The following is a 21,297-nucleotide window of genomic DNA, read 5'->3' on the forward strand; positions in this document are numbered from 1 at the left end:
GAAGGGGCAGCAGAGCAATGCAGCAACTCAATCCTTCCGAAATAAGTGAAATTATCAAGGGCCGCATCGACAAGCTCGATGTGACCTCCCAAGCCCGTAACGAAGGCACTGTCGTCAGCGTATCTGACGGCATCGTGCGGATTCACGGTCTGGCCGACGTCATGTACGGCGAGATGATCGAGTTTCCGGGCGGCGTCTACGGTATGGCCCTCAACCTGGAGCAGGACTCCGTAGGTGCCGTGGTATTGGGCTCCTACCAGTCGCTGGCTGAAGGCATGAGCGCCAAGTGCACCGGCCGCATCCTCGAAGTTCCTGTTGGTAAGGAATTGCTGGGCCGCGTAGTCGATGCTCTGGGTAACCCTGTTGACGGCAAAGGTCCACTGGGCAACACCGAGACCGACGCGGTCGAGAAAGTTGCTCCAGGCGTGATCTGGCGTAAGTCGGTAGACCAGCCTGTACAGACTGGCTACAAGGCAGTCGATGCCATGATCCCTGTCGGCCGTGGCCAGCGTGAGCTGATCATCGGTGACCGTCAGATCGGTAAGACCGCTCTGGCAATCGACGCGATCATCAACCAGAAAGACAGCGGCATTTTCTGCGTCTACGTAGCCATCGGTCAGAAGCAATCGACCATCGCCAACGTGGTTCGCAAGCTGGAAGAAAACGGCGCCCTGGCCAACACGATCATCGTGGCTGCCAGTGCTTCGGAATCTCCTGCGCTGCAATTCCTGGCACCGTACTCCGGTTGCACCATGGGTGAATTCTTCCGCGACCGCGGTGAAGACGCGCTGATCGTTTATGACGATCTGTCCAAGCAGGCAGTGGCTTACCGCCAGATTTCCCTGCTGCTGCGCCGTCCACCAGGCCGTGAAGCTTACCCAGGCGACGTGTTCTATCTCCACTCCCGTCTGCTGGAGCGCGCATCCCGCGTTTCGGAAGAATACGTAGAGAAGTTCACCAACGGCGCAGTGACCGGCAAAACCGGTTCCCTGACCGCACTGCCGATCATCGAAACCCAGGCTGGCGACGTTTCCGCGTTCGTTCCGACCAACGTGATTTCCATCACCGACGGTCAGATCTTCCTGGAATCGGCCATGTTCAACTCGGGCATCCGCCCTGCAGTGAACGCCGGTGTTTCGGTATCCCGTGTGGGTGGTGCCGCTCAGACCAAGATCATCAAGAAGCTCTCCGGTGGTATCCGTACCGCTCTGGCTCAGTACCGTGAACTGGCGGCATTCGCCCAGTTCGCTTCTGACCTGGACGAAGCGACCCGCAAGCAACTTGAGCATGGTCAGCGCGTTACCGAGCTGATGAAGCAGAAGCAATACGCACCAATGTCGATCGCTGACATGGCGCTGTCGCTGTATGCCGCTGAGCGTGGGTTCCTGACTGACATTGAAATCGCCAAGGTCGGCAGCTTCGAACAAGCGCTGATCGCTTTCTTCAACCGCGATCACGCCGATTTGATGGCCAAGATCAACGTTAAAGGTGACTTCAATGACGAAATCGACGCTGGCATGAAAGCCGGTATCGAGAAGTTCAAGGCCACCCAAACCTGGTAAGCCGCAGCGGGAGCCGCGAGGCTCCCGCTTGCTAACCTGATAGGTGTTACATGGCAGGCGCAAAAGAGATTCGCAGTAAGATTGCGAGCATCAAAAGCACGCAAAAGATTACCAGCGCCATGGAAAAAGTGGCGGTCAGCAAAATGCGCAAGGCACAAATGCGCATGGCTGCTAGCCGTCCTTATGCGGAGCGTATCCGCCAGGTAATTGGGCATCTGGCCAACGCCAACCCGGAATACCGCCACCCGTTCATGATCGACCGCGAAATCAAGCGCGTCGGTTATGTCGTCGTGAGCAGTGACCGTGGTCTGTGCGGCGGCTTGAACACCAACCTGTTCAAGGCCCTGGTCAAGGACATGGCGGTAAACCGCGAAAACGGCGTCGAGATTGATCTGTGTGTAGTCGGTAGCAAGGGTGCGGCCTTTTTCCGCAACTTCGGCGGTAACGTCGTTGCAGCTATCAGCCACCTGGGTGAAGAGCCGTCGATCAATGATCTGATCGGCAGCGTCAAGGTGATGCTGGATGCCTACCTGGACGGCCGTATCGACCGCCTGTCCGTGGTGTCCAACAAGTTCATCAACACCATGACGCAACAGCCTACCGTGGAGCAGTTGATTCCACTGGTGGCCACCCCGGATCAGGATCTCAAGCACCACTGGGACTATCTCTACGAACCGGACGCCAAAGAGCTGCTTGACGGCTTGATGGTCCGTTACGTCGAGTCGCAGGTCTACCAGGCGGTGGTCGAGAACAACGCGGCTGAACAGGCTGCGCGGATGATCGCGATGAAGAACGCTACCGACAACGCCGGTGATTTGATCAGCGATTTGCAGCTGATCTACAACAAGGCGCGTCAGGCTGCGATCACCCAAGAGATCTCGGAAATCGTCGGCGGCGCTGCCGCGGTTTAACGGTTCAAATATTCAGAGGATCCAGCTATGAGTAGCGGACGTATCGTTCAAATCATCGGCGCCGTTATCGACGTGGAATTTCCACGCGACAGCGTACCGAGCATCTACAACGCGCTGAAAGTAGTGAGCGCGGCTGAAACCACTCTGGAAGTTCAGCAACAGCTGGGCGACGGCGTGGTTCGCACCATTGCGATGGGTTCCACCGAGGGCTTGAAGCGCGGCCTGGAAGTCACCGACTCTGGCGCAGCCATCTCCGTACCGGTCGGTAAAGCGACCCTGGGCCGGATCATGGACGTCCTCGGTAACCCGATCGACGAAGCTGGCCCGATCGACACCGAAGAGCGTTGGGGCATTCACCGTCCAGCGCCTTCGTTCGCTGAGCAAGCAGGCGGCAACGACCTGCTGGAAACCGGCATCAAGGTTATCGACCTGGTCTGCCCGTTTGCCAAAGGCGGTAAAGTCGGTCTGTTCGGTGGTGCCGGTGTAGGCAAAACCGTAAACATGATGGAACTGATCCGTAACATCGCCATCGAGCACAGCGGTTATTCCGTGTTCGCCGGTGTGGGTGAGCGTACTCGTGAGGGTAACGACTTCTACCACGAGATGAAGGACTCCAACGTTCTGGACAAAGTGGCACTGGTTTACGGTCAGATGAACGAGCCGCCGGGAAACCGTCTGCGCGTAGCACTGACCGGCCTGACCATGGCCGAGAAGTTCCGTGACGAAGGTAACGACGTTCTGCTGTTCGTCGACAACATCTATCGTTACACCCTGGCCGGTACTGAAGTATCCGCACTGCTGGGCCGTATGCCTTCGGCAGTAGGTTACCAGCCGACCCTGGCTGAAGAGATGGGCGTTCTGCAGGAACGTATCACTTCGACCAAGGAAGGTTCGATCACCTCGATCCAGGCGGTATACGTACCTGCGGACGACTTGACCGACCCGTCGCCAGCGACCACCTTCGCCCACTTGGACGCCACCGTCGTTCTGTCCCGTGACATCGCTTCCCTGGGTATCTACCCGGCGGTAGATCCACTGGATTCGACTTCGCGCCAGCTGGACCCGAACGTGATCGGCCAGGACCACTACGACACCGCTCGCGGCGTCCAGTATGTTCTGCAGCGTTACAAAGAGCTGAAAGACATCATCGCGATCCTGGGTATGGACGAGCTGTCGGAAGCCGACAAACAGTTGGTTAACCGTGCTCGTAAGATCCAGCGCTTCTTGTCGCAGCCGTTCTTCGTGGCTGAAGTCTTCACCGGTGCTTCGGGTAAATACGTTTCCCTGAAAGACACCATTGCTGGCTTCAAAGGCATCCTCAACGGTGACTACGACCACCTGCCAGAACAAGCGTTCTACATGGTTGGCGGCATCGAAGAAGCGATCGAGAAAGCCAAGAAACTGTAATCCCGGCGCCCGGCAACGGGCGCTAATTTAGGTTGAGGCAATCAGATGGCTATGACAGTCCATTGCGATATCGTCAGCGCGGAAGGGGAAATCTTTTCCGGCCTGGTCGAGATGGTGATTGCGCACGGTGCACTGGGTGATCTTGGTATCGCTCTGGGTCACGCGCCGCTGATCACTAATCTCAAGCCGGGTCCGATCCGCCTGATCAAGCAAGGCGGGGAAGCCGAGGTGTTCTACATCTCCGGTGGTTTCCTTGAGGTTCAGCCGAACATGGTCAAGGTACTTGCCGATACCGTGCAACGTGCCGCCGACCTGGATGAAGCTCAGGCTCAGGCAGCTCTCAAGGCTGCCGAGAATGCCCTGAACGAAAAAGGCGCGGACTTCGATTACGGCGCCGCTGCCACTCGTCTGGCCGAGGCTGCAGCCCAGCTGCGCACCGTCCAGCAGATCCGCAAGAAGTTTGGCGGTTAATCCGTCAGCCGCTTGTTGTGCGATTGATAAAAAAGGGTAGCCTCGGCTACCCTTTTTTCTTTTCCGAATTCCCCAAAAACCGGTCGCAGTCGCTGACCACCCAGGATTGGTAGCCAGTCATGTCTCTTGAAATCGTTATCCTCGCGGCCGGTCAAGGCACTCGCATGCGCTCGGCGCTGCCCAAGGTGCTGCACCCGATTGCCGGCAACTCCATGCTCGGTCACGTTATCCACAGCGCCCGGCAACTGGATCCCCAGCGCATTCATGTGGTGATCGGTCACGGTGCCGATGTGGTGCGCGAGCGCCTGGCGGCCGATGACTTGAATTTCGTGCTTCAGGACAAGCAACTGGGCACAGGCCACGCCACTGCTCAGGCCGTGCCGTTCATCGATGCCGACACCGTGCTGATCCTTTACGGTGACGTGCCACTGATCGAAGTCGAAACCCTGCAGCGTCTGCTCAAGCACGTCGTGCCGGGACAAATGGGCCTGCTCACCGTAGAGCTGGATGACCCGACCGGTTATGGCCGCATCGTGCGCGATGCCGACGGCAAGGTTGCTGCGATCGTCGAGCACAAAGACGCCAGCGAAGCGCAACGTGCGATCACCGAAGGCAACACTGGCATCCTCGCCGTGCCTGCCAATCGCTTGGCTGACTGGATGAGTCGCCTGTCGAACAACAATGCGCAGGGCGAGTATTACCTGACCGACGTGATCGAAATGGCGGTCAGCGATGGTCTGGTGGTTGCCACCGAACAACCGCATGATCCGATGGAAGTGCAGGGCGCCAATGATCGCAAGCAATTGGCCGAACTCGAGCGTCATTATCAGTTGCGCGCTGGCCGTCGCCTGATGGCTCAAGGCGTGACCTTGCGTGACCCGGCGCGTTTCGACGTGCGTGGTGAAGTCACCGTCGGCCGCGATGTGCTGATCGATATCAACGTGATCCTTGAAGGCAACGTGGTCATCGAAGACGACGTTGTGATCGGTCCGAACTGCGTGATCAAGGACAGCACCTTGCGCAAGGGTGTGGTGATCAAGGCCAACAGCCATATCGAAGGCGCGATTCTCGGCGAGGGCAGCGACGCCGGTCCATTCGCACGTCTGCGCCCAGGCACGGTGCTCGAAGCTCGCGCCCATGTGGGTAATTTCGTTGAGCTGAAAAATGCGCACATGGGCGAAGGCGCGAAGGCTGGCCACCTGACTTATCTGGGCGACGCTGAGATCGGCGCGCGCACCAACATTGGCGCCGGCACCATCACCTGCAACTACGATGGCGCCAATAAGTGGAAGACAGTAATGGGCGCTGATGTGTTCATCGGTTCGAACAACTCGCTGGTTGCGCCTGTGGATATCTCGAGCGGTGCAACCACTGCGGCCGGCTCGACCATCACGCAAAATGTGGGTAACGCCCAACTGGCGGTGGGCCGTGCGCGTCAAAAGAATATCGACGGCTGGAAGCGTCCGGAAAAAATCAAAAAATCCTGAGTTATCCACAATCTCTGTGGGAGCGAGCCTGCTCGCGAATGCGGCTGATAAGCCACTTATTCAGTGGCTGATCCCCCTTTCGCGAGCAGGCTCGCTCCCACAGCAGCTTCTATCTTTCTGAATTTTTCTCCTCGCGTCTTGACGGCAACCTTTCGATAGAGTTTCATTGCTTCACGTTATCTTTCGAATCGAAACTTAAGCCGCCATGTCCAAGCGCAACACACCCCAGCGTCGCCACAACATTCTCGCCCTGCTCAACGAGCAGGGCGAAGTCAGTGTGGATGAACTGGCCAAGCGCTTCGAAACTTCCGAAGTTACGATTCGCAAGGATCTCGCCGCGCTGGAAACCCACGGCCTGTTGCTGCGTCGTTATGGCGGAGCGATCAGCATGCCGCAGGAACTTGTCGCGGAAACTGCGCAGACTATCTCCAGATACAAGCAGGCGATTGCCCGCGCAGCGGTCCAACGCATTCGCGAACACGCACGCATCATCATCGATAGTGGTAGCACCACCGCCGCAATGATTCCCGAACTGGGCCAGCAACCGGGGCTGGTGGTGATGACCAACTCCCTGCACGTCGCCAACGCCCTGAGTGAACTCGAACACGAGCCAGTGCTGCTGATGACCGGCGGCACCTGGGATCCGCATTCGGAATCCTTCCAGGGTCAGGTCGCCGAGCAGGTACTACGCTCTTACGACTTTGATCAACTGTTCATCGGCGCCGACGGCATCGATCTGGTTCGCGGCACCACGACCTTCAATGAATTGCTCGGTCTCAGCCGGGTGATGGCTGACGTTGCACGCGAAGTCATCGTGATGGTCGAGGCGGACAAGATCGGCCGCAAGATTCCCAATCTGGAGCTGCCGTGGAGCAGCATCCATACCCTCATCACCGATGATCGCTTGCCTCAAGAGGCGCGCGATCAGCTTCAGGCCCGCGGGATCACCTTGATCTGTGCGGCTGTCAGTCAGGAGAAATAACCATGTGTGGCATTGTCGGCGCTGTAGCTGAACGTAATATCACCGCCATCCTCCTCGAAGGCCTGAAGCGCCTCGAATACCGCGGCTATGACAGCGCCGGTGTGGCGGTTTATACCAACGATGAAACCCTGGAACGCATGCGCCGTCCGGGCAAGGTCAGTGAACTGGAAACGGCGCTGGCCGAACACCCGCTGGCCGGCCGGCTCGGTATTGCCCACACCCGTTGGGCCACCCATGGCGCGCCGTGCGAACGTAACGCCCACCCGCATTTTTCCGGGGACATCGCGGTGGTGCACAACGGCATCATCGAGAACCATGAAGCCCTGCGTGAGCAACTCAAAGCGCTGGGCTACGCGTTCAGCTCGGACACCGACACTGAAGTTATCGCGCACCTGTTGACGCACAAGCTCAAGGAGCAACCAGACCTGGCGGCCGCACTCAAGGCTACGGTCAAGGAACTGCATGGCGCTTACGGGCTGGCGGTGATCAATGCGCAGCAACCGGATCGTCTGGTCGCCGCGCGCAGTGGCAGCCCACTGGTGATCGGTCTGGGCCTGGGCGAAAACTTCCTCGCTTCCGACCAGTTGGCCCTGCGGCAGGTCACTGACCGTTTCATGTATCTGGAGGAAGGCGATATCGCTGAAATCCGTCGCGACATCGTGCAGATCTGGGACGTGAACGGCAACGCTGTCGAGCGCCAGACCGTGCAGTACACCGACGGTGCCGAAGCCGCCGACAAGGGCGAGTTCCGCCATTACATGCTCAAGGAAATCCACGAGCAGCCGGCCGTGGTCCAGCGCACCCTCGAAGGTCGCCTGGGCAACAATCAAGTGCTGGTTGAGGCCTTCGGTCCTCAAGCCGCCGAACTGTTCGCCAAAGTGCGCAACGTGCAGATTGTCGCCTGCGGCACCAGCTATCACGCCGGCATGGTCGCGCGTTACTGGCTCGAAGAGCTGGCGGGTATTCCGTGCCAGGTCGAAGTTGCCAGCGAGTTCCGTTATCGCAAAGTCGTAGTGCAGCCAGACACGCTGTTCGTCACCATCTCGCAATCCGGCGAAACCGCTGACACCCTCGCGGCCTTGCGCAATGCCAAAGAGCTGGGTTTCCTCGCCAGCCTGGCGATCTGCAACGTTGGCATCAGCTCGCTGGTACGCGAATCCGATCTCACCTTGCTGACCCAGGCCGGTCGCGAAATCGGCGTGGCCTCGACCAAAGCCTTCACCACGCAATTGGTCGGTCTGTTGCTGCTGACGTTGTCGCTGGGTCAGGTCCGCGGGACTTTGGCTGATGGCGTCGAGGCGACGCTGGTCGAAGAGCTGCGTCGTCTGCCAACTCGCCTGGGCGAAGCGCTGGCGATGGACAGCACCGTGGAAAAAATCGCAGAGCTGTTCGCCGAGAAAAACCACACCCTGTTCCTCGGCCGAGGTGCGCAATTCCCGGTGGCGATGGAAGGTGCCTTGAAGCTCAAGGAAATCTCCTACATCCACGCCGAAGCCTACCCGGCCGGAGAATTGAAACACGGCCCGCTGGCGCTGGTGGATAACGACATGCCGGTAGTCACCGTGGCGCCGAACAACGAACTGCTGGAAAAGCTCAAATCCAACCTGCAGGAAGTCCGCGCCCGCGGCGGCGAACTGATCGTGTTCGCCGACGTAAAAGCTGGCATGACCGACGGCGAAGGCACTCACGTGGTGCAAATGCCGCACATCCACGACATCCTCTCGCCGATCCTTTACACGATCCCGCTGCAACTGCTGTCGTACTACGTGGCTGTGCTCAAGGGCACTGACGTCGACCAGCCGCGTAACCTGGCGAAGTCGGTGACTGTGGAATAAGTTATCCACCGTTGATCTACGCTCTCACAATCGCAGCCTCGGCTGCGATTGTCGTATCCGCCGCCGAGGAATCCCATGGACCGCTTTCAGGAAATGCAGATCTTCGTTGTCGTCGCCCAGGAGCAAGGCTTTTCGGCGGCGTCGCGGCGTCTGGGGTTGTCGGCGGCGAGTGTCACCCGCGCAGTGGCGGCACTGGAGCAGCACATCGGTACGCAGTTGCTGGTGCGCACCACGCGCACCGTGCATCTGACCGAAGCCGGGCAGCGTTACTGCGATGACTGCCGACGGATTCTCGCCGAAGTCCAGGAGGCCGAGGATTCGGCGGCAGGCAGTCATGCGTTGCCGCGGGGGCAGTTGACGATCACTGCGCCGGTGCTGTTCGGCGATCTGTTCGTAACCCCGGTGATGGCCGATTATCTGTGTCGTTATCCGGATGTGTCGATCAACGCGCTGTTGCTCGACCGGGTGGTCAATATGGTCGAGGAGGGCATCGATGTCGCGGTGCGCATCGGCGAACTGCCGGACAGCAATCAGCATGCGATCCGCGTCGGCGAAGTGCGGCGAGTGATCTGCGCCTCGCCGGATTTCCTCGCCAGGCATGGCCGACCGGATCATCCGCAGGCGTTGGCCGGACTGCCGGTGGTGGCGACGTCGGCGATCGGTCAGCAACGCAATTGGCCGTTTCTCGACGCGGGTGAAGCACTCAGCGTGCGCACCGAACCGCGTCTCACCGTGACTGCCAATCAGTCCGCGATAACCGCTGCACGCAAAGGCCTGGGACTGACGCGAGTGCTGTCGTATCAAGTGGCGGACAAGGTTGCGGCAGGCGAACTGGAAATCGTCCTCGCCGAATTTGAATTGCCGCCGTTGCCGATTCATGTGGTGTATCAGGGGGGGCGCAAGGCGCCGGCGCGGATCCGCAGCTTTGTCGACTTCGCCGTGAAGGCGTTGCGCGAGCATCCGGCCTTGAACACGGCGGCGTTATTGCAGCCACTGAAATAATCGATTGCATCGGCTGGTGATTCTTTAGTTTTGCCGATCCGTAGATGATGACTCCATCGGCGCGCTCATTCCGTAGCGTCGTCACTTTCCAGCGGAGTCGACCATGCAACCGATCAAACTCTACAACTTCCCCCGTTCCGGCCACGCCCATCGCGTCGAGTTGATGCTGTCCCTGCTGCAGCTACCGACCGAGCTGATCTTCGTCGACCTGGCCAAGGGTGAGCACAAGCAGCCGCAGTATCTGGCGATCAACAGTTTCGGCCAGGTGCCGGCGATTGATGACAACGGCGTGGTGCTGGCCGATTCCAATGCGATTCTGGTGTATCTGGCGCAGAAGTATGGCAACGGTCGCTGGCTGCCCGCCGACCCGGTGGGCGCAGCACATGTGCAGCGCTGGCTGTCGGCAGCGGCGGGGCCGATTGCCTTTGGCCCGGCGGCGGCACGCTTGATCACGGTGTTCGGTGCGCAACTGAATGCCGAAGAAGTCATCGGCCGCGCGCACAACCTGCTCAAGGTCATGGAGCTGGAGTTGGGCAAGACCGCCTATCTGGCAGGCGATGAGCCAACCATCGCTGATGTGTCTGCCTACAGCTACATCGCGCATGCGCCGGAGGGCAATGTCTCGCTGGAGGAATACGCCAATGTCCGGGCCTGGCTGGCACGCATCGAGTCCCTGCCCGGTTTTGTGGCGATGCCGCCTACCGCGGCCGGGCTACTGAAAACTGCCTGACGCGCGCATTCGTGAATACTCAGGGGGCGTCGGCAACGCTTCACCCGGTGCACTGATGCCCTCAAGCGTAACGGCCGGTTGCGCGACCTCTCCTCGCAAGACATGCAGCGCGCTGCGCTCTACCAACTGTTGGCTGGCTTGGCGCCAGTCAATCCAGCGCCAGTCGCGCACATCCTTGCCGGCGGGGAACTGACCACTGGCCTCGAAGGCCATGATCAGTTCGGTCAGGCTCTGCGGCTCCTGCAGATCGAAATAGGCCATGTACTTGCCGCCGATTTCGCGAAACACCGGGATGTCACTGCCCATTGCCGGCAAACCGCGCTGCATGGCTTCCACCAGCGGCAGGCCAAAGCCTTCGACGAATGATGGGAAAACCAGCGAACTGGCGTGGGCGTAAGCATGCTCCAGACTGGTGTCGCTGAGGTTGTTGAACATGAACAGGCGCCGGTTCAATTCCGGATGGTGGCGTATCCGTGAGAGCAGTTCGTCGCACTTCCAGCCGATATGTCCAGCGATACACAACCTGGCGCTGGAACCACCTGCCCAGGCACGCTCGAAAGCATCCAGCAGATAAGCATGGTTCTTGCGCGGCTCGATCGTGCTGACCATCAGGAAAACCGGGCCGGGTGCCTCGAACATCTGGCGCAACGCCGGTTCCACGGCTGCGGTCGAGCTGTGCAAGTCCAGCTCGGAACCCAAGTGGAAGTAGTCGAACCAGCGTTTTCCCGCTTGCAGGGGGCCAAGCCGTCGCTGCAGTTCATTGCGCACCTCGTCGCGCACGGTGGCGGAAATGGCCATGTAGCCGTCGGCAGTGCGGCAAATCCAGTCAAACCATTCCCCGAACACCTGCGCCGGGCGGGTTTCGTAAAAGTGTGGATGCGTCATGGGAATCAGGTCATAGATCACCGCAATGATCCCGACGCCATCACGCTTGAGTCGCTCGACATGAGGAAAGAAATCCGAATGCCACGAGGAGTCGAGCAGTATCAATTGATCATCGGCCTGATGCTGCAAGGGCGAGCAGCGCTTGAGCAGCTGCAAGTGCCTCAGGCGTTTGAACAGCCTCAACGGGATCCCGAATGCGGTGAACGAGGTCAGGCGGTAGGCAACATATACAGCGCGGCGAGCCAGCTTCGACTCACATTGGGCCTCGCGCCGCTGGTGCCATTGCCAAAAACGATGGGCAAGGCGTTCCAGGCGGTCAGCGAATGTCGCGAAGGCGTTGAAAACCGGCGTGTTCAGAGGGGCCAGGCGCAAGACCCGGTAGAGTTGGCCGTTGACGAAAACCACCGGCATGCATTCGACATCAGCAGCACCGGACGGCAATTTATTGATGACATTGCGCACCACCCGCTGAATCCCCGAGTTGAGTTTCGGGTGGTTGAAAACGTGGGTGCACTCCACCAACAGTCGAGTCATAGCGCGCGCTCCGTGTTCGCCGATCCGGCGGGCAACAGGGGTGTCCGCAGAGGGTATTGCGCGAAACTGGCGAGACCTGTGGCGACCAGGCAATTTTTCAAAACCGCGACCCCTTGGGCTTATGTTTCGCTATTTCCTACAGCTGGTGTAGGAGGGTCTGTCAGACCGAGACGAAAGCTCGGTAGGACAACAGGCGAAACAGTTGTTGTATTTGTTCTGCGATCAATCTGTGCCAATTACACGACAATTTCAACAGGGCAAACCGTGACCGGTCAGTTCTGGACAGCGTAGACCGAATTATTCACGCCCGATGGTTCCCGAACCCTCAATGGATGTGTTTAGAATGCACCTCGTCGCGATATTCCGAAGTTGAACATGGGGGTTGCGACGCAGAGTGAAACTGACCACTAAAACAAGAACTAAGACGTGTCTGATGAAGGACGCCGTGTCGGGATTCCCGGCCCGATCCATCTCTGGCCGTCACAGCATGAAGTTGCCGGAATGGCAGCTTTATCGTGGGATGCCATGAATTTCATTCTTTACTCGGACGTCAGCGACAGCTCCATCAGCCAGAGTCTCGGCCGTCCCGAATACAGTTATTACTTCGTGCTCAAGGCCTATCGTCCGTTGCTGGAAAGTCTTGGTCGTGTGCATGTCGTATCCGCCCCGGCAGAAGTCGATCCCCTCTACCGCCGATTGCTCGCCGCAGGCGAAGACAGCGTATTCCTGTCGTTTGCCCCACCGCAGAAAACCCCGGCCGATCTGCAATGCCCGACGGTCTGCGTCGTGGCGTGGGAGTTCGACTCGATTCCCGATGAACAGTGGGACAACGACCCGCGCCAGGACTGGACGCAAATGCTCGCGCGCCACGGCCGGGTCATCACCTTGTCGAGCCACACTGCCCGGGCGATCCGGCGGGCCATGGGTGAGGATTTTCCGGTGCTGGTGCTACCGACAGCGCTATGGGAAAGGTTTTCGGATATCCGCCAGGCGCATGTCCCGACACCGATCAATGCGGGGGCAACCCTGGCGATCAGAGGCTGTATTTTCGATAGCCGCGAACTTGGCTTGTCCGCCGATGCGCTGATTCCCGTCCCTTTGACACCTGAAGAAGAAGCTGCACTGGCGGCTGAAATAGAAGCCGCGCGTCCACCGCCGCTGACCCTGAAGCGCCGATTCGTCATCGCCCGGCATTATCTGCGGCTATGGGCACTGGATCTCGGGCGTGACCTGGCAGAGCCGGTCCCACGGGTGAAATACCTGCAGAACTGGTATTGGGAAGGGGTTCGTGATCGCGTTCCCGACAACCTTCACGCCTGGCTCGAGCATCGTCTGCCCGCCATTTGCGGCGCGCACCCGATTCCGCTCAGCGAACCACCGCCGCTGGACCTGCCGGCCACCGACGGCATCGTTGAAACCCGTGTCGACGGTGTGGTGTACGTCTCGGTCTTCAATCCCAAGGATGGCCGCAAGAACTGGCATCAACTGATTACCGCGTTTTGCTGGGCATTTCGCGAGCAGCCGGACGCGACCCTGGTGGTCAAGATCACCCAGAACGATCTGGCCTTGTATTACAGCGAATTGATGACGTTGCTCGCGCAGCTCAGCCCGTTCGCTTGCCGCGTTGTGGTGATGCACGGCTACCTTGACGACGCGCAGTACGCCGAGCTCTACAAGGCGGCGACGTTCTACGTCAATGCCTCGCGCTGCGAAGGCCTGTGCCTGCCCTTGATGGAGTTCATGTCCAGCGGCAAACCGGTGATCGCGCCGGCCCACACCGCCATGGAGGATTACATCGACGACTCGGTGGCATTCGTGGTGAGGTCCAGCGAAGAGTTGACGATCTGGCCCCAGGACACGCGGATTATTTACCGCACCCTGCGCTACCGACCGGACTGGGGTTCGCTGAAAAGCGCCTACGAAAACAGTTACCGCATGGCCACTGCGCACCCGCAGGACTACCAGCGGATGTCGGCCGCCGCCATCGAACGGATGCACGATTACTGCGCGTTCGCGCCATTGCAGACACGCCTGGCGGATTTTTTCGCGCTGGCTCCCACGGCCGCTGATATCGAGCCTGTTCTGGATAACGCCTCATGCTGATCATCATTCATTCTGAAACCAATCAGCACACCATTACGCAAAACCTGGGGCGTTCCGAATACAGCTATTACTTCGTCCTCAAGGAATATCGACCGGTTCTCGAACGAATCGGGCGGGTTATCGAAGTGGCTGATCCGCAGACGCAAGTCGATGCGCTCTATGGCGAATGCCTGGCTCGGGGCGAGCCCTGTGTGTTCCTGTCGTTTTCCCCGCCGCACCGTACGCCCGTTGATCTGGCGTGTCCGACCGTGCCGGTGTTTGCCTGGGAGTTCAGCACGATCCCCAACGAGCCGTTCGCCGGTGAGCCACGCAACGACTGGCGCAGCGTTTTGCACGCCTGCGGCGCGGCTGTCACCCATTCCAGTTATACCGTCGCTGCGGTCCGCGAAGCCATGTCCGCGGACTACCCGATCAGCGCCATCCCGGCGCCGGTGTGGGACCGCTTCGCCGCACGCGGCAGGCAAGCACAGGATCATTGCGCTGCCGAGCCGCTGCGGCTGACGATCAAAGGGGTGGTGGCCGACAGCCGTCAGCTCGACTTGAATGCCTTCGCCCCAGAGCATTTGTGCAGCGGCGAGGGGATTGATTTTGCCGCACCGGTGACCGAGCAGACCCTGTCCCTTGAAGGCGTGGTGTATACGTCAGTGTTCAATCCCGGCGATGGCCGCAAGAACTGGGAGGACATGCTCAGCGCGTTCTGTGTGAGCTTTCGCGAAGTCGAAGACGCTACCCTGGTGCTGAAACTGACGCACTTCGATGCTGAAGAGGCGCTGGCTGACATCCTCCATCATTTGTACAAAAACCAGCCCTATCGGTGCCGTATCGTTTTGATTCACGGCTATCTCGCCGATCCGGACTACGAGCGACTCGTGCAGGCGACTCGCTATGTCGTGAACACGTCCTACGGGGAAGGCCAGTGCCTGCCTCTGATGGAATTCATGTCTTGCGGCAAGCCCGCAGTAGCGCCTCGAACCACGGCAATGATCGATTACCTGAGCGCTGAGAACGCGTTTCTGATCGAGTCCACCGACGAACTGACCGCCTGGCCGCACGATCCGCGCAAGGCATTTCGCACGCTGCGGTACGTGACCAACTGGGCATCATTATGTGAGGCCTACCGGGCCAGTTACGACGTTGCAAAAAACCAGCCGCAGCGTTATGCCGCGATGTCCGCACAAGCGGTCGACAGCCTGCAGGCTTTTTGCAGTCAGGCGGTGGCCGAGCAGCGCCTGCGGGCATTTCTTGCACAGTTGTTCGAACACCGTGCCGCTGCGGGGGAAGCCTGCCAAGCATGAACGGCAAGCGCATCATGGATATAGAAGTGCTGCGCGCCGTCGCCGTGCTGGGGGTATTGTTCCATCACCTGCAGGGCAGTCTGTTCGCGGACCCGGTGCCTTTGCTGGACAGCATTCACGGCAGTCTGCAAACGTGGTGGGGCGTCGATCTGTTTTTCGCCATCTCCGGCTTTGTCATCGCTCGCAGCCTGGTTCCGGCGTTGCAAGGTTGTACCAGTCGCCGGGAGTGCTGGCAGCAGACGCGCAACTTCTGGCTGCGCCGCGCCTTTCGCCTGTTGCCGTCGGCCTGGCTATGGCTCGCGCTGATGCTGCTGGCCTGTGTGTTCCTCAATCGCTCCGGGGCTTTCGGTACCTGGCATGCCAACTTGCAAGCGACCCTGGCCGGCGTGTTGCAATACGCCAATTTCCGTTTTGCCGACAGCTTCTTCCGATACGAATACGGCAGCAGTTTTGTCTACTGGAGCCTGGCGCTGGAGGAACAGTTTTATCTGCTGTTTCCGCTGCTGATTCTGCTGTTTCGCCAGCGTCTGGTCTGGGCGCTGCTGGCGCTGGTCGCGGTGCAGATTCTGACCGTGCGCACCCCGTTGCTGATGGTGGTGCGCACCGACGCGCTGGCCCTTGGCGTGCTGTTGGCGATGTGGAGCGCACGGCCCGGCTATCAGCGCTGGCAGCCAACCTGGCTGGCGCGGCCGTGGGCCGGGATTTCAGCCTTCATCGCCATCGCATTGCTGCTCAGCTTCATGGCCACCGATCGTTTCACCTTCGCGCCTTATCGGATCGGTTCAATCGCGCTGCTCAGTGCCGTGCTGGTGTGGATCGCTTCATACAACCGCGATTACCTGGTGCCTGCCGGTGCGGTGCAACGGTTGCTCGCGTGGGTCGGCAGCCGCTCCTATGGCATTTATCTGATCCATATCCCGGCCTATCAACTGGTGCGTGAACTGATTTTCCGTTTGCAGAGCGCCGGTCTGCCGAGTCCGGCCGGGCATCCGGTGGTCACGCTGTTGCTGGGATTCGGCCTGATCGTGCTGTTCAGTGAACTGAATTACCGCTTGATCGAAATGCCGATGCGCAACCGTGGCGCCGCGCTGGTCAAGCGCCTCGGCACGCCCCGATCCGCCCTTCCATCCCCTGGAGCCACCTCATGCTGAGCCTTTTGAAGAAACTCACGAACGCCACGCCGGCGCAGCCTGTTGTGGCGGTTGCCGAGAAGACCGACCCGTACATGCTCGGCCTGCACGATGCGATGCTCAGCGGCTGGTTCAATCAGCAAACCGGCGAACTGTTCACAGGGTTCCCGGTGACCCCCGACGACACGCTGCTCGATGTGGGCTGCGGCGATGGCGGTAACGTGCATTTCTGCGGCATGCGCGGGGCGAAGATCATCATTGCCGATATCGATGCGGCCAAGGTCGAAGCCACCCGTCAGCGCTTGAGCGATACCCCGGCGCGCGAAGTCGAGTGCCACGTCACCGATTGCAATCCGCTGCCGATTGCCGACGCCACGGCGACACGTGTGGTCTCGACGGAAGTGATCGAACATGTCGACGACCCTGCGCAGTTTCTCGCTGAGCTGGTGCGGGTCGGAAAGCCTGGCGCGTTGTACCTGCTCAGCGTGCCGCACCCAAGCTCCGAAGACCTGCAAAAGGACATCGCCGCGCCCGAGTACTTCCAGAAACCCAATCACATACGCATCATCAGTGAAGAGCAGTTCAAGGCAATGGTCGGCGACGCCGGGCTGGAAATCATCAGCCATAGCCAATACGGCTTTTACTGGTCGATGTGGATGATGCTGTTCTGGGAAGCCAAGGTCGAATTCAGCAACCCTGATCACCCACTGCTCAATCACTGGGCCGACACGTGGCAAGCGGTACTCGACTCCCCGCGCGGGGCGCAGATCAAACAGGCGCTGGATGCGGTGGTGGCGAAGAGTCAGGTGATCATTGCGCGCAAGCCTGCGGCATCCCTGTAGGAGCTGCGGCACGCTGCGGTCTTTTGATCTTGATTGTTAACGCACGATCAAAAGATCGCAGCCTCGTTTCACTCGTCAGCTCCTACGGGGTTTTTGTGTAACCTTGCGGCTTGTGGTCTCAGGGATTGTCAGGGTATGCGGTTTATTGTGGGTCTGTTTCTTGGCGTCTTGCTTGCGGGTTGCGAGCAACACGTCGCACCTGCCCTGGACCAGCAACTCTATGTCTGGCAGCGCCAATGGACGTCCGCGCACGCGCCGGCATTGAGCGCCAGTCGCAGTGACTTCTCGACGTTGCGGGTGCTGGCATTGCAGGGTTTTCCCGGTACCCGTTGGAGCAAGGCGCAGGTCGATCCAGCGTTACTGAAAGCGGATGGCCGACCTTTGATCGCGGTGGTTCGCCTCGACGGTCAGCTTCGATCGCTGGATCAGGAGCAGGTCACCGCGCATATTCTGCAAGTCATCGCCGACTGGCAGGCGCGGGGCCTCACGCTGAGCGGCGTCGAGATCGACCACGATGCCGGCAATGCGCGGCTGCCCGCATACGCTGACTTGCTCAAGCATCTACGCTCCGTCTTGCCGCCATCTCTGCCTCTGAGCATCACCGCGCTGCCGGCCTGGCTCGACAGCCCTCGGCTGCCGGCACTTTTGCAGAGCGTCGACAGCAGCGTGCTGCAGGTTCACGCGGTGAGCGATCCGCGACGAGGTCTGTTTGATCCACAGCAGGCCTTGAAGTGGGCCAAGGCCTGGGCACGTGCCAGCGACAAACCGTTCTATCTGGCGCTGCCGGCTTATGGCGTTGCGCTGTTGGCAACTGACGGTGGTGCGCCGGTGGTGGAAAGCGAAGTGCAACTCGAGCGCGGCGGACAGCGCCGGGAGCTGCTCGCCGATCCGCTGCAACTCAGCCAATTGGCCAAGACCTTGCGCGACGACCCGCCCGAGCATCTCGCCGGGCTGATCTGGTTTCGTCTGCCGCTGGCCAACGATCGTCGCGCCTGGAGCCTGACGACTTTACGCGCCGTGGCTCGAGGTGATTTGCTCAGCAGTCATTTCGGCCTGTCGCTCAAAGAGCAGGCGGGACTCTATGACATCCAGCTCGAAAACCGCGGCAATCTCGACAGCCCGTGGCCCGCGCAAATCACGCTGAAGGTGCAGGACTGTGCTGGCGCCGATGCGCTCGCCGGTTACTCGTTGCAACAAAGTGCCAATCTGCTTACCTTCACCCGCCTGCGTGACGGCCGCTTGCCGGCGGGCGGGCAGCGCGCTATCGGTTGGGCGCGTTGTGCACATATTGATCAAGGAGGTTCGCATGTTGACCCGTAACTGGCCCCGCCATCTGCTGTGCCTGAGCCTCAGCCTGCCGCTGGGCTCGGCGTTGGCCTGCGGCCCGGACTTCCCGATGCGCCTGCTCGACAATCGCGCGCAGACGTTGGCCGATTTGCCCGAAGGCAGCTTCAGCTTCGAAATCAGTCGCCTCGGCAAAACCATTGCCGGGCTGAAAAATGTCACCGCCGCGACCCATAACCCCAACGATTACGCCGAAGACAACGCGTCGGAGCTGGCACGGGAACAGGCTGAACAGGTCGGCCTGAGCGCCGAGCAGCAAGCCTTGGTCAAGCGCTTGCGCGGGCTCAGCGACGCGCGTCAGGCTGAGGAGCAGGGCGCCGGTCTGCCGGCGGAAATCCGTTTGTACGTCGCCGGCGCGGTGGCCTTTGCCAGCGGCGATCAGCAATCGGCCACGGAGTATTTCAACAAGGTGCTGGCGCTGCCGGCAGAGCAGCGTCCGTTGCGCAGTACCTGGGCGGCGTATTCTCTGGGGCGCATCGCTTTCGCCATGAGCACCGAGGCGCATGACCGCATCGAAGCGCTGGAACAGGCGCGCGCTGCCTTTCGTCAGGCCCGGCAGCTGAGCATCGATGGCTTCAGCGATCCGCTGGAACTTGGCGTTGCCAGCCTCGGTGAAGAAGCGCGGGTGTTGCGCAGCGCGGGCGACTGGAGCGGCGCCATCGAACTGTACGAAGCGCAGAACCTGCATGGCTCGGCGGTCGGTTACACCTCGCTCAAGCAACTGATGAACGAACTGGCCGAATTGCCCCAAGCCCAACTGGCGAAACTGCTGCAGCAGCCAGCGGTGCAGCAACTGGTCACGGCGTCGCTGGTCAGTCGTCAGGGCTGGTCATTCGGTGAACAGCCGCCGAATGAAAAGAAACTGGTAACACTGTTGCAGAACAGCACACATGGCAGCCTCGACAATGCCGATCGATTGGCGGCAATGAGTTATCAACAGGGCGATTACGCATCTGCCAAGGCCTTCCTGGAAAATGCCGGGGACGGCGGGCTCGCTTGGTGGTTGCGGGCAAAACTGGCGGTGCGTGATGGCGACACGACTGCCGCCGCGGCAGCCTACGCCAAAGCCGCCCAGGCTTTCCCGCAGAACGAAGACTGGGGTTATCGCCGCACACCGGACTGGGCGTTTGAAACCGTGCAGCCGAAATGCCGGGTCGAGGGCGAAAGCGCGATCCTGGCGTTGCAACGCGGCGAATACCTGCAAGCCTTTGTCCAGTTGTACCGCAGCAACAGCATTTACTGGTTCGATGCCGCCACCGTTGCCGAGCGGGTGCTGACGGTCGATGAACTTAAACAGTATGTTGATGAGAACGTGCCGGCGCCGCCGCCATTGACGCAGCAGGAACGCGATAACTACGTGCCGCTGTCGGTGGCCGCCAATCTGCGCAATCTGCTCGGTCGACGGTTGCTGCGTGAGGGACGTTACGAGGAAGCGGTCAGTTACTTTGCCAGTGACGATCTGCAGCACAAGGCCCGGCTCTATGGCGAGCAACGGCTCAAGGCCGAGGCGGCATGGTGGCCGAGCAAACGCGCCAGTGCGTTGTACAACGCCGCATGGACAGCCCGGGAGTGGGGCATGGACATCCTCGGTTATGAGATGGCGCCTGATTACGCCACATTTGGCGGCAGCTACACGCTGGAGAGCACGAAGCTGGATGTCGGCCCGCTGATTTCCGCAGCGGAAGTGCAGCGCCAGCAGGCTAGCGCCGCGCAACCGGATCAGCGTTATCACTATCGTTTTGTCGCCACGGCATTGGCCAGTCGCGCCGCCGATCACCTGCCGCACACCAGCCAGGCATTTGCCGCGGTGCTGTGCAACGCTGCCGGGTGGAACAGCAGCCTGGCAGACCAGAGTGCGCTGTATCAGCGCTACGTCAAAGAAGGTCCTTACGTGGCGTGGGCGCAAGACTTCGGCAATCAATGCCCGTACCCGGACTTCGAAAATGCCGACAAGCGCTACGTCACCCAAGTCACCGACGCGGTGCGGGCGACGCTGCGACCTTACAAGTGGCCGGTGCAGATTGGCGCGATGGTGCTGGTCGCTCTTGCCGCGCTTGTGTTGATCACCCGTCGCCAACGCAAGGTGCGCCAGGCTTAAGCCTGCTGAAGGAAGCCCAGGCGTACGGCGAAGCCGATCAACAGGCTGCCGAACAGCCATTGCTGAACGCGCTGGGCCGTTGGACTGTGTTGCAGCCAACGGCCCAATGCCGCGCCGGTCAGGGCGACAACACTGTCGAAAAGCAGGCCGACGCTGACCAGCACCACGCCGAGTACGGCGAACTGGGCCAACACCGACGCGCCGTGGCTGACGATGAACTGGGGCAACAGCACCGAGCAGAACAACAAGGCCTTGGGGTTGAGCAGGTTGGTCAGCAGGCCGCGACGGATTGCCTCGCGCCACTGGCCCTTGGCAGATGTCTGCGCTTGCGTTTGCAGGCTCGGCACCAGCGAGCTGCGAAAACATTGAATGCCGATCCACAGCAGGTACGCCGCACCGGCGATGCGCACCACGTCAAAGGTCCACGGTGCCGTTTTGAACAGCGCCGCCAGGCCCAATGCTGCCAGTACCACATGGCAGGCGCGGGCGATGGCCAGGCCCAACGCCGTGGCCAGCGCCGCAGCGCGACCTTGCCGCGCACCGGTTTGCAATAGCAGGATCATGTCCGGTCCCGGCAATAGCAGAACCACAGCCAGGGTCAGGATAAACAGCCAGAGACTTGCCACGTCGCACCCTCTTTCGTTGGTGATTTGCACGCGCCAGTCTAGTGCGAGAGGGC

At 60.3% G+C, this 21,297-nt stretch carries 17 protein-coding genes; 15 read left to right on the forward strand and 2 right to left on the reverse strand.

Annotation, left to right across the window (positions count from 1 at the left end; translation table 11 throughout):
• The first annotated feature begins 17 nt into the window (after positions 1 to 17).
• The 9 genes from atpA (at position 18) to QRN33_RS07230 (ending at position 10,387) form a co-directional block, all read left to right on the forward strand.
• Positions 18 to 1,562 carry a F0F1 ATP synthase subunit alpha gene (gene atpA, locus QRN33_RS07190; protein ID WP_016772405.1) on the forward strand — a complete coding sequence of 515 codons (1,545 nt, stop codon included), beginning with the start codon at positions 18 to 20 and terminating at the stop codon, positions 1,560 to 1,562.
• A 50-nt stretch (positions 1,563 to 1,612) separates the two neighbouring features.
• Complete coding sequence (gene atpG, locus QRN33_RS07195; RefSeq protein ID WP_007911960.1) at positions 1,613 to 2,473, forward strand: F0F1 ATP synthase subunit gamma; 861 nt, start codon at positions 1,613 to 1,615, stop codon at positions 2,471 to 2,473.
• 27 nt (positions 2,474 to 2,500) lie between these two features.
• A complete protein-coding gene (gene atpD / locus QRN33_RS07200) occupies positions 2,501 to 3,880 on the forward strand; it encodes a F0F1 ATP synthase subunit beta (protein ID WP_007911961.1) in 1,380 nt (459 codons plus the stop codon).
• A 45-nt stretch (positions 3,881 to 3,925) separates the two neighbouring features.
• Entirely contained in the window at positions 3,926 to 4,351 is a 426-nt protein-coding gene (locus QRN33_RS07205; RefSeq protein ID WP_016772407.1) for a F0F1 ATP synthase subunit epsilon, read from the forward strand.
• A 119-nt stretch (positions 4,352 to 4,470) separates the two neighbouring features.
• Positions 4,471 to 5,838, forward strand: a complete 1,368-nt coding sequence (glmU, locus tag QRN33_RS07210; protein WP_285407741.1) for a bifunctional UDP-N-acetylglucosamine diphosphorylase/glucosamine-1-phosphate N-acetyltransferase GlmU — start codon at positions 4,471 to 4,473, stop codon at positions 5,836 to 5,838.
• Between the two features lie 205 nt (positions 5,839 to 6,043).
• A complete protein-coding gene (locus QRN33_RS07215; protein WP_042607993.1) occupies positions 6,044 to 6,820 on the forward strand; it encodes a DeoR/GlpR family DNA-binding transcription regulator in 777 nt (258 codons plus the stop codon).
• Between the two features lie 2 nt (positions 6,821 to 6,822).
• A complete protein-coding gene (gene glmS / locus QRN33_RS07220) occupies positions 6,823 to 8,655 on the forward strand; it encodes a glutamine--fructose-6-phosphate transaminase (isomerizing) (protein ID WP_285407743.1) in 1,833 nt (610 codons plus the stop codon).
• Between the two features lie 75 nt (positions 8,656 to 8,730).
• Positions 8,731 to 9,657 (forward strand): LysR family transcriptional regulator, encoded by a 927-nt coding sequence (locus QRN33_RS07225; RefSeq protein ID WP_042608016.1) that lies wholly within the window; start codon positions 8,731 to 8,733, stop codon positions 9,655 to 9,657.
• Positions 9,658 to 9,760: 103 nt separating this feature from the next.
• On the forward strand, positions 9,761 to 10,387 hold the full coding sequence (locus QRN33_RS07230) for a glutathione S-transferase family protein (RefSeq protein WP_252875345.1): 627 nt from the start codon (positions 9,761 to 9,763) through the stop codon (positions 10,385 to 10,387).
• On the opposite strand, the gene QRN33_RS07235 is transcribed toward QRN33_RS07230, so the two are convergent.
• On the reverse strand, positions 10,370 to 11,806 hold the full coding sequence (locus tag QRN33_RS07235; protein ID WP_285407747.1) for a glycosyltransferase family 4 protein: 1,437 nt from the start codon (positions 11,804 to 11,806) through the stop codon (positions 10,370 to 10,372). The genes QRN33_RS07230 and QRN33_RS07235 overlap by 18 nt on opposite strands.
• Positions 11,807 to 12,331: 525 nt before the next feature.
• Between QRN33_RS07235 and QRN33_RS07240 the strand changes: the two genes are divergently transcribed.
• From QRN33_RS07240 to QRN33_RS07265, 6 genes are all read left to right on the forward strand, one after another.
• Positions 12,332 to 13,909 carry a glycosyltransferase gene (locus QRN33_RS07240; protein ID WP_285407749.1) on the forward strand — a complete coding sequence of 526 codons (1,578 nt, stop codon included), beginning with the start codon at positions 12,332 to 12,334 and terminating at the stop codon, positions 13,907 to 13,909.
• Positions 13,903 to 15,204 (forward strand): glycosyltransferase, encoded by a 1,302-nt coding sequence (locus tag QRN33_RS07245; protein WP_285407750.1) that lies wholly within the window; start codon positions 13,903 to 13,905, stop codon positions 15,202 to 15,204. The genes QRN33_RS07240 and QRN33_RS07245 overlap by 7 nt, the downstream gene beginning before the upstream one ends.
• Positions 15,201 to 16,355: an acyltransferase family protein gene (locus QRN33_RS07250; RefSeq protein ID WP_285407751.1), complete on the forward strand. Its 1,155-nt coding sequence runs from the start codon at positions 15,201 to 15,203 to the stop codon at positions 16,353 to 16,355. The genes QRN33_RS07245 and QRN33_RS07250 overlap by 4 nt, the downstream gene beginning before the upstream one ends.
• Complete coding sequence (locus QRN33_RS07255; RefSeq protein WP_042608021.1) at positions 16,349 to 17,176, forward strand: class I SAM-dependent methyltransferase; 828 nt, start codon at positions 16,349 to 16,351, stop codon at positions 17,174 to 17,176. The genes QRN33_RS07250 and QRN33_RS07255 overlap by 7 nt, the downstream gene beginning before the upstream one ends.
• Before the next feature lie 135 nt (positions 17,177 to 17,311).
• The gene (locus tag QRN33_RS07260; protein WP_285407753.1) at positions 17,312 to 18,496 is read left to right on the forward strand and encodes a DUF3142 domain-containing protein; all 1,185 of its coding nucleotides are present in this window, start codon (positions 17,312 to 17,314) and stop codon (positions 18,494 to 18,496) included.
• Positions 18,483 to 20,618: a hypothetical protein gene (locus QRN33_RS07265; RefSeq protein WP_285407755.1), complete on the forward strand. Its 2,136-nt coding sequence runs from the start codon at positions 18,483 to 18,485 to the stop codon at positions 20,616 to 20,618. Before QRN33_RS07260 ends, QRN33_RS07265 begins: the two co-directional genes overlap by 14 nt.
• On the opposite strand, the gene QRN33_RS07270 is transcribed toward QRN33_RS07265, so the two are convergent.
• The gene (locus tag QRN33_RS07270; RefSeq protein WP_285407757.1) at positions 20,615 to 21,244 is read right to left on the reverse strand and encodes a LysE family translocator; all 630 of its coding nucleotides are present in this window, start codon (positions 21,242 to 21,244) and stop codon (positions 20,615 to 20,617) included. The genes QRN33_RS07265 and QRN33_RS07270 overlap by 4 nt on opposite strands.
• Between the last annotated feature and the right edge of the window lie 53 nt (positions 21,245 to 21,297).

It is taken from the genome of Pseudomonas sp. FR229a (genome assembly GCF_030209115.1).
Lineage (GTDB): Bacteria > Pseudomonadota > Gammaproteobacteria > Pseudomonadales > Pseudomonadaceae > Aquipseudomonas > Aquipseudomonas moraviensis_A.